The 15,157-nt window shown below is 34.5% G+C and carries 13 protein-coding genes; 12 read left to right on the top strand and 1 reads right to left on the bottom strand.

The features are described from left to right. The first annotated feature begins 1 nt into the window (after position 1). The 6 genes from ACZ47Z_RS09125 (at position 2) to ACZ47Z_RS09100 (ending at position 6,559) form a co-directional block, all read left to right on the top strand. Positions 2 to 1,270, top strand: a complete 1,269-nt coding sequence (locus ACZ47Z_RS09125) for a hypothetical protein (protein ID WP_464525493.1) — start codon at positions 2 to 4, stop codon at positions 1,268 to 1,270. A gap of 371 nt (positions 1,271 to 1,641) precedes the next feature. After that, positions 1,642 to 2,373: an acyltransferase family protein gene (locus tag ACZ47Z_RS09120; RefSeq protein WP_083475152.1), complete on the top strand. Its 732-nt coding sequence runs from the start codon at positions 1,642 to 1,644 to the stop codon at positions 2,371 to 2,373. Positions 2,374 to 2,672: 299 nt separating this feature from the next. Next, a complete protein-coding gene (locus ACZ47Z_RS09115; protein WP_464525492.1) occupies positions 2,673 to 3,809 on the top strand; it encodes a polysaccharide pyruvyl transferase family protein in 1,137 nt (378 codons plus the stop codon). Next, complete coding sequence (locus tag ACZ47Z_RS09110) at positions 3,806 to 4,567, top strand: 4Fe-4S dicluster domain-containing protein (RefSeq protein ID WP_464525491.1); 762 nt, start codon at positions 3,806 to 3,808, stop codon at positions 4,565 to 4,567. Before ACZ47Z_RS09115 ends, ACZ47Z_RS09110 begins: the two co-directional genes overlap by 4 nt. Positions 4,568 to 4,701: 134 nt before the next feature. After that, positions 4,702 to 4,980, top strand: coding sequence for a hypothetical protein (locus tag ACZ47Z_RS09105; RefSeq protein WP_054754064.1), 279 nt, complete (start codon positions 4,702 to 4,704; stop codon positions 4,978 to 4,980). A 19-nt stretch (positions 4,981 to 4,999) separates the two neighbouring features. Next, complete coding sequence (locus ACZ47Z_RS09100) at positions 5,000 to 6,559, top strand: oligosaccharide flippase family protein (protein ID WP_464525490.1); 1,560 nt, start codon at positions 5,000 to 5,002, stop codon at positions 6,557 to 6,559. Between the two features lie 624 nt (positions 6,560 to 7,183). Here the strand turns inward: ACZ47Z_RS09100 and ACZ47Z_RS09095 are convergent. After that, a complete protein-coding gene (locus ACZ47Z_RS09095) occupies positions 7,184 to 8,068 on the bottom strand; it encodes a transposase (protein ID WP_464525489.1) in 885 nt (294 codons plus the stop codon). Between the two features lie 302 nt (positions 8,069 to 8,370). Between ACZ47Z_RS09095 and ACZ47Z_RS09090 the strand changes: the two genes are divergently transcribed. From ACZ47Z_RS09090 to ACZ47Z_RS09065, 6 genes are all read left to right on the top strand, one after another. Beyond that, on the top strand, positions 8,371 to 11,679 hold the full coding sequence (locus ACZ47Z_RS09090; protein WP_464525488.1) for a phosphoribosyltransferase: 3,309 nt from the start codon (positions 8,371 to 8,373) through the stop codon (positions 11,677 to 11,679). A gap of 24 nt (positions 11,680 to 11,703) precedes the next feature. Further along, entirely contained in the window at positions 11,704 to 12,039 is a 336-nt protein-coding gene (locus ACZ47Z_RS09085; protein WP_054754076.1) for a hypothetical protein, read from the top strand. Positions 12,040 to 12,251: 212 nt separating this feature from the next. Beyond that, positions 12,252 to 12,473 (top strand): hypothetical protein, encoded by a 222-nt coding sequence (locus ACZ47Z_RS09080; protein WP_464525487.1) that lies wholly within the window; start codon positions 12,252 to 12,254, stop codon positions 12,471 to 12,473. A gap of 185 nt (positions 12,474 to 12,658) precedes the next feature. Then, entirely contained in the window at positions 12,659 to 13,561 is a 903-nt protein-coding gene (locus tag ACZ47Z_RS09075) for a sugar phosphate nucleotidyltransferase (protein ID WP_464525486.1), read from the top strand. Between the two features lie 173 nt (positions 13,562 to 13,734). Continuing rightward, positions 13,735 to 14,169 (top strand): VanZ family protein, encoded by a 435-nt coding sequence (locus tag ACZ47Z_RS09070; RefSeq protein ID WP_464525485.1) that lies wholly within the window; start codon positions 13,735 to 13,737, stop codon positions 14,167 to 14,169. 197 nt (positions 14,170 to 14,366) lie between these two features. Next, a complete protein-coding gene (locus tag ACZ47Z_RS09065; RefSeq protein ID WP_464525484.1) occupies positions 14,367 to 15,155 on the top strand; it encodes a TIGR04255 family protein in 789 nt (262 codons plus the stop codon). Positions 15,156 to 15,157: the final 2 nt, after the last annotated feature.

Raw genomic sequence — 15,157 nt, 5'->3', positions numbered from 1 at the left:
TGTGTTTAAGATAAATAAAAATCACTTCCTTGAGTATTGGGGGATTTTATGGTTTATTTTGTTTTCCGGGTCTTTATATTTTCAAGTTTTGAGAATACGACCGACAATGCTCATAATAGGATTCACAATAGTTTTGATGGCTGTTTGCGGATGGAAGATAACAAAAGTTAATGGCAAGCTTTTGTTGATTTACATCATCATAATGATGATAAATACAGCATTTACATTTATGAATGGGTTTGATTTAAATGACTTTATTCTTGTAATATTAAGAATGCTTTTTTGTATAATGATTCAAAGCAATTTGAGTGAGAAAAGGTTTCAAAAAATTTTTGTTGATATAATGTATTTTGAAGCGGTATTAAGTTTGGTTTGTTTTTTATATGCTGATATTCTTACAATAGGATCACTGCCAATGCAGCATTTCACTCAAGGAACTGTTAATGGCTACTATCTCACTCCATATTATACAATTGGATGGAAAAATATCCCTGTATTCCATCGTAATGCGGGGTGGTTCTTGGAGCCAGGTGCCCATCAAATTTTCCTCAATTTTGCATTATTGTTTTTACTTGCAAATGGATCAGAACTAGGTTTTTCAAAAAGACAGTACAGGTCAAGAGTTGTAGTAGTGCTTATAACAGTGCTGACTACTCTATCTACAACAGGATATATGTGTTTGTTTGTTATTATGATGGCAGTTATGTTTATGAAGGCTAATAACAACAATAATTCAGAAAAGCAATTAATAAGAAATCTCCGTTATATAGCCGTTGCTGGATTACTTGTGTTAGTCGCCGTAGAAAGTACTACTCATGTTATAGAATATAAATTTGATGGAATGTACACGGGTCACTCGTCAGCAGCAACTCGATATAATGACACATTGGTGGGATATATGATCGCTTTTAGAGAACCTTTTATGGGGCATGGTTTATTCAATACGACAATGGTTGAAACTCTCAAGTCATTTGGTGTTGTTAATATTTCAAACGGTTTAGCCAGTTTTCTGGTTGATGCTGGTTTACTTTTGGGTGTGGGATATTTAAGTTTGATTTACCGTGGGATGAAAAACAGCTTTAGAAATGCAGGAACAATGTTTTATTTGCTAGTATTTGTGTTCTTTTTGTTATGCGTTAATTCAGAAGGTGGGGCATTGGGGATTTTGTTGTATTTGATATATATGTTTAATTGGCAACGAGAAGAAAAACAGGACGAGCTAAATAAAAAGGCTGATTCACCAACAGGAGGATCATTTATAAAGTTGTAAAGTAGAGTGTAACTTATTAACTGTTCGACAAAATTAGGAAAATTAAGGCTTTTAGTTGGACATGCATGAAAAAGAATGGAGAGATTTGATAGAAATGATTAAGAGCCTTGTTTTTATTACAGCTTTAACAGTAATTATATGTTTCTCATTAACCCATAAAAATGGAGAGGGGGGGTAGACAGGGAAAATAATATATTTCTAAAAGGTTTATGTGCTATATTAATAATGTTATATCACGCTGTTTTAATATTTGGCACTACATACTTATGGTTTTTTAAGTTTACGGGGTATATTACAACTGCGATTTTCTTCGGGCTGTCAGGATATGGATTAACTGTGCAATTGCAACAAGACAAGTATAGAGATATTAGATTGTTTCAAAAAAACGTTTAAAAACAATACTGATTCCATTTACTCTTGCTTGTGTGATTTATTTATTTGTTTATAAATCACTTGGAATTGATATTGACTTTAAATCTTGGTTGGCTGTAGGTCAGCCAATACATCAAAATTTTTGGTATATTATAGCACTTTTTTATTTGTATGAGGTTTTTGCAATAGTATATTTAAAATATAAGAAGAGAAATAGTGGAATTATTTGGATTGGAATTAGTTTAATTCTTTATATCGTGCTTATACTTTTAGCAAGGTATGGATCACATTGGTATAATTCTGCTTTTGCTTTTATCGTAGGAATATTTTGGTGGATACACCCGAATATTAAGGTGAAAGTATGGCATGTATTGAGTACGCTAGTCGCTTTTGGAATCAGCTTCCTTTTAAAGATTATAGGTGATTATATAGGGTATCAAATAATTTCGGTTGTGTTTGCCTGTATTAGTTCAGTTTGTTTTTTTTCTTTTATATATTTGCTTTTTTCAAAGCTTCAATGTAGAAAAAATAAACTATCTAGAATATGTTTATTTATGGGAAAAATATCTTATGAACTATATTTATATCATGGCATTGTTTTCTTATGCGTACAAAAAAATATGGATTTGGTAAATAATGATTACAAGACAGCAATTGCATTTGGTGTTACGCTATTGATTGCTAGTGTAATGAACCGTATTGACTTGTTTTTATTAGGCAGCAAGGTATAATTTGAGAAATTATAATTGGAAAACAGTTCCGGTAAGCATAAAACGGAAGGGAGTCAGGTATGGGTTTCTGAAAGATGCGAAAAGACATCCAGCAAGGAGCCGACTAGGAAGGTCTAACCGCATAAACGTGTAAAGGAAAGCGGATCATGACGAAATGACTGGTTGAGAGAGGCAGAGTAAGTGTCTGCGGGAAACCGCACCTTGTAGAATCATAAGGTCAGTAAGAAAGGTGATATTTAAGGAAAAAGTCCGTATAATCAATCAATACTTTATTGACATTATAGGAAGGGAGTATGCTTATGAGTAAATTATATTCAATAAGAAAAAAAATTGGGTCAAATCCAATTGTCGAAGCAACAATTAAAAAAATTTATATGATGGTAAAGGAAAAACGGTTAAGAAAAAGTGCCATATTAGAAATTGAAAAGGCGATGCTTAAGGTGAATGAAACAGATAAAGTTCTTTTTTACCTTGATGTACCAACTCACCCTAATATGGGAGATCTCGCTCAATATTGTTGTATAAAAAATTGGCTGGCTGAAAATTATTCGGAATATAATTTAATTGAAGTGTCAGCTGAGACTATTACATATGCGGAAGATGAATTTGTGTCTTTTATAAAAGCGCATGATGACAAAGAAAATATAATTTTCTTTCAAAGCGGATATTGCACACAGGACTTAGGTGGATCACATGACTATATTCATAAATTGATTGTAAAAAGTGTGCATAATGTACCAATAGTGATGTTGCCTCAAACCATCATGTATAAAAATAAAAATAGAGAAGCACAGGCTAAAAAAGTGTATGCGCAAAATAGTCATGTGATGTTAATGTGCCGTGACAAAGTATCATATCAGATGGCTCAAAGTATTTTTTCAAAAAATAGATTAGAATTATATCCGGATATTGTTACATCACTTATTGGAACAATGAAAGCTGCACCAAAAGAAAATCGAAAAGGGATACTTATATGTTGTCGCAATGACTCGGAACGATTCTATAGCGATGGTGAAATCGAGGGTTTGAAAAAAGAGTTAGAAAAGATTGATGAGGTAGAGATATCTGATACAACAGTTCAAGATGATTTTAAGAATCTAAAAGCAAATATCAATGGACATGTTGAAACAATGATAAAAGAATTTGGAAAATATAGGGTTGTTGTAACAGATCGATACCATGGAACAATTTTTTCATTAATTGCAGGAACACCGGTCATTGTTATTAAATCAAATGATCATAAGGTGGTAACTGGTGTTGACTGGTTTAAAGGAATATATGATAGTAATGTATGTTATATTTCTGATATAAATAGAGCTGCGCCTACGATACGAAGCATTTATGATAAATTTGATTATCATGAATTAAAGCCGTATTTTAAAGAAGAATATTATTCAAAGCTGAAAGATGTGATAGAACAATGGAGAAGAGCATGAAAATATGTGACGAATTATCATGTACGGGTTGCCTGGCTTGTGCTGATACTTGTAAAATGCAGGCAATCTCAGTAAAGAAGAATAGACAGGGATTTAGTTATCCGGTCATTAACGATTCTGTGTGTGTGCGCTGTGGAAAATGCGTATCTGTTTGTCCGGTTAATGTTCAGAAAAAAAATAAGGCTGCTGCAGTTCCTTTTGCATGCTGGGATAAAGATGATAAGGAAAGAAAATCAGCAACGTCTGGCGGCTTTTTTACGTGTTTGGCTAAAAAATTTGTGGAAGACGGCGGAGTAGCATATGGAGCCGCTTATGATAGTAGCATGAAGGTGGTACATAAAAGAATTACATCGTTGAATGAAGTTACTCAAATGCGTGGTTCAAAGTATGTACAAAGTGATACATCTCAGATTTATAAAAAGGTCAAAGCAGATTTAAGTATAGGAAAAAAGGTGCTATTTTCGGGAACTCCTTGCCAAGTAGCTGCATTGAAAAACTATTTAGGAAAAGATTATGAGAACCTTCTCCTTGTAGATATTATGTGTCACGGAGTACCATCGCCGCTAATTTATGATGACTATCGGAAGTGGCTTGAGAATAAGCAAAAAAGTAAAATTAGAAAGCTGGATTTTCGTTATAAAAAGCCTGGATGGACTGTGTTTTCAATGAAGGCGGATTTTGAAAATGGAAAGTCATATGTCTCATCTAAATATGAAGATCCTTATCACTGTTTTTTCTCGTTGGGGGGGGCGATCTGACGTTAAGGCAGTCCTGCTTTAAGTGTCACTTCACCTCCCCGGAGCGAGTTGGAGATATTACGCTGGCTGATTTTTGGCAGTATAGGGCTAAAACTTATTCAAGTAGAGGATCAGAGAAGGGTGTTAGTCTTGTTTTGATTAATACTGAACTTGGAAAAAGATACTTTGAAAGTGTTGGAAATAAGATCAAAAAGGAAGAGCATACTTGGAAAGAAGCATATATATCGAATCTTCAGTTTACAAAACCGAATACTATTCCAACCGATTATAAAAACTTTTGGAACACATATTATGATGGTGGCTTTGCAAAAGTATTAGAAAAGTATTGGAAGCCAGATAAAAAAGGAAAATACAAGACGCTTTTAATTGTTTGGAAAAGAGCGCATGAATATCTATTTCCAAACAAAAAATAATTTGTGGAGATAAGTACTTATGCGTATAGAGAGAACTAAAAATGCAACGAGAAATATAGTTGTAGGTATGATACTGAAAATTTATCAGCTTCTTGTTCCGTTTGTCATTAGAACAGTAATGATTCATATGTTGGGAATGGAGTATTTAGGGCTTAATAGCTTATTTACCTCAATTCTACAAGTTTTGAATTTGGCGGAATTGGGCGTAGGGTCAGCTATGGTCTTTAGTATGTATAAACCTATCGCAGAGGATGATAGCGCAACAATTAATGATTTAATGAGACTTTATCAGTTTTATTATCGAATTATTGGAATAATTATTCTTACTGTGGGAATTATCATTACTCCATTTATACCTAAATTAATTAAAAGCGATATACCATCAGGGCTGAATATATATATATTGTATTATTTGAATTTGGGTGCAACAGTTATATCTTATTGGCTTTTTGCCTATAAAAATTGCTTGCTAACAGCACATCAGAGAAATGATGTGATTAGTAAAGTTACTATTATTACTAATACAGTAATGTATGTTGGTCAAATTATAGCACTGCTTTTGTTTAAGAACTATTATATCTATCTAATAATAGCTCTTTTAGGCCAGATATTGCTTAATATTGGTACAGCAATAACAGCTGATAGGATGTTTCCAGAATATCGACCATCTAAAATTTTTAATAAAAAATTGTCGAAAGATATTAACCAAAGAATAAAGGACTTATTTACATCAAAGATTGGAGAAATTATTGTTAACTCGGCAGATAGTATTGTGATTTCTGCTTTTTTGGGACTAACAATTTTAGCATCTTATAATAGTTATTTTTATATTCTCTCGGCTATATTGGGTTTTGTTCTGCTCTTTTTACAAGCGTGTACTGCAGGAATTGGAAATAGTCTAATTGTGGAAACACCAGAAAAAAACTACAACGACTTAAAAAAATTGACATTAATAGTGACGTGGATTACTGGATTTTGTTCCTGCTGTCTTATGTGTATTTATCAGCCGTTTATGAAGATATGGATTGGCGAAGAGAATATTTTTCCTATTAGCTGCGTAGTTTGTTTTGTTATATATTTCTTTTTCAGATGTGTTAATCAGCTGTTTATCGTATATAAAGATGCAGCAGGTATGTGGCATGAAGACAGATTTAGACCGCTAGCAACAGCATTAACAAATTTAATTTTAAATCTTATTTTGGTTCAAATTATTGGAATTTATGGTGTACTGCTTTCAACAGTAATCAGTACACTTGTTGTAGGAATGCCTTGGCTTTTAAATAATATATTTACTGTTATATTTCATGTAAAAATGGGTGAATTTTTACGCAATTTTGTTTTTTATATAGGAGTAACATGCATAAATGTATTACTAACGTATCTGGTTTGTGAAGCTATACCTGTGGATGGTATTATGAGTATAGTTGTTAGATTAATACTTTGTTGCATTATTCCAAATGCTTTTTACTTATTAGCATATCGACACAAAAAAGAATTTAAACAGGCCGTAATGTTGATGGATAAAATTTTGGGAAGTAAAGTGTACTTTTTACACAAAATATTAATAAAATTGTTATGAAGTCACTGCAGGCCAGACTGACACCGTTAAGGGAAGTACATAAAGTAGATGGCTAAGGGGCACATTGGGGTCAGACCCCAATGTGGTCAACCTAATGTCAACTTAAGACAAGTGCCTGCTCAGGTTAATGAATAACGGTGCGAAATCGAGAAAAGAGGAAGGTAGATTTGAAAAGAAGACGCACTTTAATAGAGCTTCACAGAAAAGCCCTATTAACAGCTATTGATTTTAGAATCCAACTTTTTTATTGTTAAAATGTGTTCTGCCTATTGCTTTGTTCTTTTTCCGCCTGAATGTTCTTCCGGGCATAATCTGAGATCGGCATCGGAGAGATTCCTTATATAGTCTATCAATTGCAGATAAATTGAAAAGATTACACAGGATTTTGGAAACTATTGTTTTGATACGTCCGATAATAAATGCTCGGTTTACTTGGTAGCGATATTTATTCGTACTTTTAGAGGTAATCTGAATTTCTTCATCAACTTGATTTTTAATAAGAGATGACAGGTTTGAAAGAAGTACGTTGATATAAAATTCTTGAAGCACTGAAGTAGTTGTTGCACCGGAAAATTCTTCAATAACAAGGCGGCTTTTCAATTCCTTATATTTTGCTTCGACTGGCTAGCGATAGAAGTAAAGTTCGCGGAACATCTGTTGAGAAATATGTGAATTAAAAAGATTGGTGGCAAGATGCTCTTTCATTCCATCATCGAGAATAACTTCGATGACTCTTATCCTGATATCCTCAGTCCCGTCTTTTTCGTTGCTAGGAAGAATTGTGATTATGTCTCCAGAGCATTTCTTAGCAATGTTATAATTCTGTTTTAAGCGCATAAGACAAAGGTGCTGATGCTCGACACAGTAACGAAACATATCTTCAGAATAATAGCCACGATCAAAGATTGCAACGCTGTTTTGATAGATATTTAAATCTTCTAAATTATGCGAATGCTCTAAAGCGGCGGAACGTTCAGATGCAAGATACCGTTGAAAAGAAGCATGGACAATATAATCATCAAGAACATCATAAACAATGGAACCAAGTCCCATAGTAAAACGCCGGCTTGGATCAGGATATCCAAACATTTCACCAAAGAACTCGAAATTCGATTTCGAATTAGGCAATTCTATTTTGGAACCATCAATGGCAAATAAATGATATCCATTCCAAAGTTTACGAGATGGGAGCTGCTTATAGAATAAATCAACTGATAAATAGTAGAGCTCTTTAAATAAGGCAGGGTTAATAAATTGGCGAGCCTTTGACAGAGCCTGTTTTGAAATGTCAGGGAAATCAAGATTTCCAAGATCTTCCCGAATACGGGAAAGATTTTGAAACATGGAGGCCTTTGAAGTGTAAAGCAGATACATAATTACTTGAAAAAGAGAAAGTTTTCGTTTACGAACAAAATGATTTTTCGCACGATGAGGTTCCAGTTTTTCTGGGGTTGTGATATACTCCTTAATGGATTGGATGATATTTTTGCAGATGTCAATTCGATTCATATGACATACCTCCTAAAGTGTAATTAAGGTTCGTGGCGAGACGAACAATTCCTTAATTAATAGGTCGCGAAGCGACCTCACTTTCAAGAGGTTTTGTCAAGTACTTTTTTGTAAAAAAAGAAAAGAATTTCTTCAAATGTCGATGAAATCAGGGCTGAAGGAATTCTGAAATTTTTCTAAAATACTTAAGTTGACCACATTGGGGCCAGAGGGATTAAATAACAGAAAAAATAACATTTGTTAATTGTGCAATAAAGGCATATACTGGAATTACAAAAGAAAAAATCAAAGGTAGCGAAAATATGAGTATCGATGAGCGTAAAATTGAAGAATTTATATATGAACTTCCTCAAGAATCAGATATTGAGGGAATGGCGTGGGAACATATTTGCGTCAACATTGCCGATATTTTTCCGAACAAATTTTACGATATTTCGTATTCATATGTGAGAAAATTAGAGGAGGTTCTTGTCCACTATGATGTAGTTATCTTTATGGCGCGGAAAGCGATTTGCTTTTTTAAAGCACTGCTTCTTAATGGAGTTATCACAAATGAGTATTCTTGCGAAGTTTATTCCAGTCGGATTCTTTCTTATAATGTATGGGATGAGTTATCGGGGAAAATAGTAGCTTTGGTAGATGATGTTGTAATTCATGGTAGTTCTGTGAATGATGCAAGACAGATTTTGTTAAAGCATGGAATTATTGCTGATATATATATTTCTGCATGGATGGATAATGATTTTGAGAAAGATGAAAGAGGACAAAATCTTTCCGACTTACGTGAAGATTTGCAGGAGCCATTTGTATATTTAGATGAAACGGATATATATTCCTATGCTAATTATATTACAAGATACATAGAGGCATCTATGTTGCCATATAATATTGACCAGCCAACGGTGCTTGTTGAATATGGTTCGGAAGAATTAGATGATTTTTTGCATGAACATAGGCTGACGGATATTACAAGTACAGTTCAAAAAAAGTACGGTATAGAAAATAAGGTAATTCATTATAGTGGAGAAATTTTGCGTCCAATATTGGGCAGAGTTAATATCAATCTTGATGAAATTTGCATAAAACTTAGGATTTTTCATGATTTAGATAGTCATCAACTGATGATTTTTCCAATAATATTGTTTCCTATTATTTCTGCTAAAACGATTGATCATATTTATAGTTATATTCAAACAGAAAAGTTGGACGAATTTATTTGGAATGAAAATAAGGCTGTTATAGAAGAAAACAGGACAAAAGTTCTGATCTATGCGGTGAATCATTATATTTTAAGTAGATTCTTATGGTGTGAGCGTGTGCATGGACGTGATTTTAAATATGTTTGGGTTGATAGTAACGAAAAAATATTGTTTTCTAAGAGTTTGCTAAATTCAGACTATGTAAAAAATACACTGATTGAGAAAATATCTGATTTACAAATGCCATATAAATTGGAACAAAAAACACAAGTAAGGCAATTATTTTTTAATGAATATTTAGGTGCTGCTTATGTTATGATTTTTGGAGATATAAATTGCAGCGAAGGAGAAAAACAAAGTTTTTTTGATGCAAAAGGAAATCTGATTAGCAAAAAAGTAATAACTTATCAATGCCTTTATGAGAAGTTAAGAAAGTATGCTTTTTCCAAACAGAAAAATGACGAAGCAGAGCAGAAAAATAATGAAGTGGATTTTTGCATTGTATCAAATATAATTGATGTACTTATAGACCGGGGGATGCTTGTGCCAATTTTAGTACATACTCAGGACGATAGTATTGTAAGAGCTTATCGTTGTGGAGAAGTAGCCAGGTTGACGGATAAAGAGTTTGATTTGTTTAGTTATATGCTTGCCCGATACGCAAGCTTTAAATGGGAAAATGGAGATTTAATTGAAAAAAATGTAGAAAGTGATAAACATATTGGGAAAATTGAAGCAGAACAATTATGTGTATTGTTTTTTAGAAATGCGGCAAAGAAAAAATTGTTTGGCAGTTTATATGATGAAATAGATGGCACAGATGACGCTTATTCTGTTTATTATTCGGTATTTGGTCCGCTTGTTTCAAAGGCAAAAGGGAAAGAATATGAAGTGGGTAAAAAAGAATCTTTATTTGATAATTTGGTGGAATATGGGCTTGTTCATAATCTTAATAGGGATGAATATGTAATTGATGAAAAGGATTATTCAGAATTAACTGACGGCTGGAAACGTGAGGCTAATATATTTTCGGATGATATGACTTTTTTGCAATATTGTTTTCCGACTCCGGAAGAACGGGAAGCATTTTTTGTATTACAAAACAAAAAAAAGGATAAGACTGACGAGGAAAAACTTAAAAGAAATGTTTTATCAAAAGTGCGTACATTTGAGCAGTTATTAACAATAATGTCAATTGGTGAAAATGAAATGCAGCGTACACTTTCTATTATTGCAGAGATTAAAGTAATTGCTGATATGAATACAGAGCGTCCTCAGTCAGCAATGAATTATTTTAAAAATAATATGGAATGTATCAGAGAAGGAATGTGGAAAGGGAGATGTTATGTAAGAGATGATTCCCTATTCTGTGTTCAGGAGATGCTGAAACAGGGAAGGTCTTCTAGAGATTGTCGTGATATAGAAAAAATTTTCGCTACTCACGTTGAGGGTTCTGGTAGAGTTGATAGAAATACTGGTATTGAAAAGTTTCTTTCAGATTGTGGAACATTTTTTTACAAGACATATTATACATTGCTGAGCATAAATGAACATTCGCAGAGGATTAATCTTGAAGAAAAGTGTAGTATACCTGATCGGTTGAAATTTGAAAGACGTTATAAAAAATTAAGACATCAAATACTAAATGAATATAATGCTTGCCCTACAAATAAGATAGAGGAAAAATCAAGAAAAGATTTGCGGGATTTAAAAAGAGAGGCAAATGCTATGCTTGACATTTGTGACTTGTATTTAAAGCAAAAAGCATTTGATTATAAAATATGTTACCATACGCTTATAATATGTGCTAATAATCCAGATATATTAAAAGAACTTCAAATTTCATCTTCATCATGCAACTACAATCAGTCGAGAACAGGGAAGGTTGGGGTAAAAAAAACTAGGTTTTTTAGATGTTTTAGAATAGTTGATGATAAAAATTATGAGAAAGATAAAATATCTAAAAGATTAACAGAAGATATTGATATGTTAATGACTAAATTTTCTGAAATGGAGGATAAACAGATAATTGAGGATTCAGAAATCACGTTGATTTATCATTCAGCTAGGGTTTGGTATGAAGCAATGATATATAGTGGATATGATGCTACTGGACGATTCATTGAAAAAATTGTAAGAGATGTTACAAAAAAGGAAAAATTAAATGGTCGAGGAGAGTTGGAATTTTTTGTTTGTAAAGTTACAGAAAAATTGCCACTCGAATTAAAGTCTCAATTATTCAGACTGGAGAAAAAAGGGGAAACTGTTGCTATACAGAATAATTATTTTCTTTCTAATTATGATATACATTTTTTGACATCAAGAAAACATAGGGGTGAAACTTCTATTTATGGAGATGTTGGGGCTATTATTGAAAATGGTTCAAATGCAAAAATAGAAAATCACAATTAAAAGAAGAAGGGGGGAACAAATTTTATGGATATTAAAGTTTATGGATCTGTTGGAAATATTATTGAAAAAGTGGAATCAGGAAGTACCATTATAGGAAATGATAATCGTACTATATCCATAGACTGGAGCAATAAAGAAACATATATGAGGCTCGAAAAAGAATTGGAAGAAATCAAAAAAGTGTTGGAGAGTAAATCACATGAAGAAGAAGTAAAAATTGTTGAGGAGGCACTTCTTGCGGTTAAAGATGTAGATGAGTCAAAGTTTATGAAAGCAGTGAAATGTATGGGAAGGGAAACGTTAAATATAGCAGAAGGTATTACTGGCAGTATATTAGCGACTTTGATTATGCAGCATTAAGCAAGCACACGTAATATTTGTTCTGAAATACGAATATTAAGAGAAGATAAAAATGATTGATGCGAAGGTGCTGATTGTCAAGGTAGTTATCAGGGATAGAAAGGCAGAAGGACATAATTTTATATGAAAATAAAACCAACAAATTTCACATTGAAAATGTTCCTCCGAAGATTATATTACCACTTGTACTTACTTTAAATCAAGTCGGAGACTTGGCAGTAAATACATCTTTAATATTAGAAAAAGATGCGGATGAGCCTTATCCGTGGGTATGTAATTGGCATGACTTTGAAAATATTATAGAAATCTTGGAATATTTACATAAAGAATCGCAGGATTTTATTGACTACATTGCCTGGCGAATCAATAATCATGCTAATGTTTTATCTTCGGATGAATTAGATGTTATAGAGGGGTATTTTTTGGATGGCTAGTGGGTAATGCTGTCAGACGGCACATTGTGGGAGGCACGAACCGCACATAGATTTCGACACTTCTGCCTCCCTGACTGCACAGTCTTGCATTGTAAGTCGTCTATATAGAAGCAAGAAACAATTAATGTATTATAAGTATATGAACGAGTGCATACAATGGTATGTCGAATTAGATAGGAGAGGACATGAAAACAACATTACTTATCATGGCAGCCGGTATCGGCAGCCGTTTCGGAACAGGAATCAAACAGTTGGAGCCGGTTGATGATGCTAACCATATCATCATGGACTACTCAATCCATGATGCAATTGAGGCTGGATTCAACCATGTAGTATTTATCATCCGTAAGGATATCGAGAAAGAGTTCAAAGAGGTCATCGGTGACCGCATTGCTTCCATTTGCGCTTCTCATGATGTCACTGTGGACTACGCTTTCCAGGATATCAACGACATCTCGGGAGCTCTGCCGGAAGGACGTACAAAGCCGTGGGGAACTGGACAGGCCGTGCTTGCGGCGAAGAAAGCAATCAAAACCCCATTCATTGTGATTAATGCAGATGATTACTACGGCAAAGAGGGCTTTAAAGCCGTCCATGACTATTTGGTGAACGGCGGTAAGTCCTGTATGGCAGGTTTTGTGCTGAAGAACACACTGTCCGATAATGGTGGTGTGACCCGCGGCATCTGCAAGATGGATGAGCAGAACAACCTGACCGAAGTTGTGGAGACAAAGAATATTGTAAAAAGTAAAGATGGAGCAGAAGTAGACGGAAAAGTGATTGATGTGAATTCTTTGGTTTCTATGAATATGTGGGGATTAACTCCTGATTTTCTGGATGTTCTGGAGGAAGGCTTCAAAGAGTTTTTCGAGAAGGAAGTCCCGGGCAATCCGCTGAAAGCGGAATACTTAATTCCCATCTTCATCGGTGAATTGCTGGAGCAGGGTAAAATGTCCGTGAAGGTTCTGAAAACCAACGATACCTGGTATGGCATGACCTATCATGAAGATGTTGCAGCAGTAAAGGACAGCTTCAAGAAGATGCTGGCGGATGGCATGTACAAGGCTGACCTGTTCAGTGATCTGTAAACGACGATGAAAGAAACCATCGATTTACTCGGAAGGATCCTCACAAACATTTTAACTGTTCTTTATGAGCCATTTGGATTCTCGCTCTTGCTTTCTTTTCTTGCTATGTTTTTCTACCTGTATGCGTATGAGCCAATACATGCTGGCAAAGGCTGGAAGAGTGCCATAGTGACATGGTATCAGAAATTCAAGGAGAGTGTATTCTTTCGGAAGTTGTTTTTCTTATTTTTTGTGACCTCACTTATTCTGTTCCGAACCCTGTTAAACCGTCAGCTGTGGATGAATCCTTTATCCGATGTCATGGGCGGCTGGGGCATCTGGGAGACAGTGAACGGCGAACAGAAGCTGTGACAACGGAGTGTATTGAGAATGTAATCATGATGGTGCCGTTCTCAGCAGTAGTGATGTGGACATTCGGAGAGAAGATAGGAAACGGCTGGAAGAAAATACTGTGGCAAAGCGGTAAGATAGCGTTCATCTTCTCGATAAGCATTGAGATGTTGCAGTTGTTGCTTCGCTTAGGAACGTTTCAGCTATCAGACATCTTCTATAACACACTTGGTGGAATGATGTATTGTGCAGTGATAAAGGCAAGAAAACGTCTGTAAAACTGGATGAAATTGTGATATACTGGGAGCGGAAGCTCCCTACGCTGCTCTATAAATAATCACACACCTCTCCATGGTGAGCAGCAGGCAACAATCTATTATGATTGGCGAAGATGTGAAGAATAAAATGGAACAGAACTTTTGTCATAGGAACAAAATGTTTAATATTATCAATGGTGGAAAAGGAGGAAAGCACTGTGTGTCAAATTGAGAGAGTCAGGTATAGAAAATGCCCATTAGTCGAGGTCGCGTATCAGCTAAATTTTCCAACCATTCTATCTATTGAGGCTGAAATGCCTGTCAAATTTCAAGATGAAATAAGAAAAGCATTTCCACAGTACCAAATGCAAACTGAACAAGAAAATGAAATAACGGTGAATATCACTGGTGAAGATATAAATCCTATGTTCAGACACAGCCCAGTAAGAAAGCTGCACCAATTTATTTCAGAAGATGGAATGTGGAAAATTACGCTGGCAAAGAATCAGTTGGCTATTTCAACATTAAAATATGAACAGTGGGAAGATATGATGAGACGCTTTGAAAAACCTTTAAAAGCGTTCAGTGAAGTATATGATCAATCCTATTTTGAACGTGTTGGTCTGAGATATGTGGATGCCATAAAGCGTTCGGAACTGGGGCTCGTGGGCGTAGAATGGAAAGAACTTATTAAGCCTCACTTGTTGGGATGTTTAAGCTTTTCGCAAGAAGAAGTAGAAAAGGTCAACTTAAGCACTTTAAGAGCGGAAATTGTGATGGACGGAACATCTGTTAGAATATCTTCTGGTTTAGGAATTATTAATACCGATAATAAAGAACCGGATAATGCATTTATTTTGGACTGTGACTATTACCAAGTTGGAAAAGTTGATATGGATAAAATTGGTGAAGTTGCCGAAGGTTTACACCAAAAGTCAACAGAGTTTTTTAGAAAATCAATTACCTGTAAACTTCATGAAGCAATGGACCCGCAAGAGTTAAAATAAAA

The organism is Mediterraneibacter faecis, from assembly GCF_055383675.1.
This window is presented reverse-complemented; position numbering and strand designations above follow the sequence as displayed.

Excerpts from the sequence above, each read along its gene's own strand:
- ACZ47Z_RS09090 (WP_464525488.1), top strand. The coding sequence starts at position 8,371 with ATGAGTATCGATGAGCGTAAAATTGAAGAATTTATATATGAACTTCCT.
- ACZ47Z_RS09075 (WP_464525486.1), top strand. The coding sequence starts at position 12,659 with ATGAAAACAACATTACTTATCATGGCAGCCGGTATCGGCAGCCGTTTC.
- ACZ47Z_RS09085 (WP_054754076.1), top strand. The coding sequence starts at position 11,704 with ATGGATATTAAAGTTTATGGATCTGTTGGAAATATTATTGAAAAAGTG.
- ACZ47Z_RS09110 (WP_464525491.1), top strand. The coding sequence starts at position 3,806 with ATGAAAATATGTGACGAATTATCATGTACGGGTTGCCTGGCTTGTGCT.
- ACZ47Z_RS09115 (WP_464525492.1), top strand. The coding sequence starts at position 2,673 with ATGAGTAAATTATATTCAATAAGAAAAAAAATTGGGTCAAATCCAATT.
- ACZ47Z_RS09100 (WP_464525490.1), top strand. The coding sequence starts at position 5,000 with ATGCGTATAGAGAGAACTAAAAATGCAACGAGAAATATAGTTGTAGGT.
- ACZ47Z_RS09070 (WP_464525485.1), top strand. The coding sequence starts at position 13,735 with ATGGTATCAGAAATTCAAGGAGAGTGTATTCTTTCGGAAGTTGTTTTT.
- ACZ47Z_RS09095 (WP_464525489.1), bottom strand. The coding sequence starts at position 8,068 with ATGAATCGAATTGACATCTGCAAAAATATCATCCAATCCATTAAGGAG.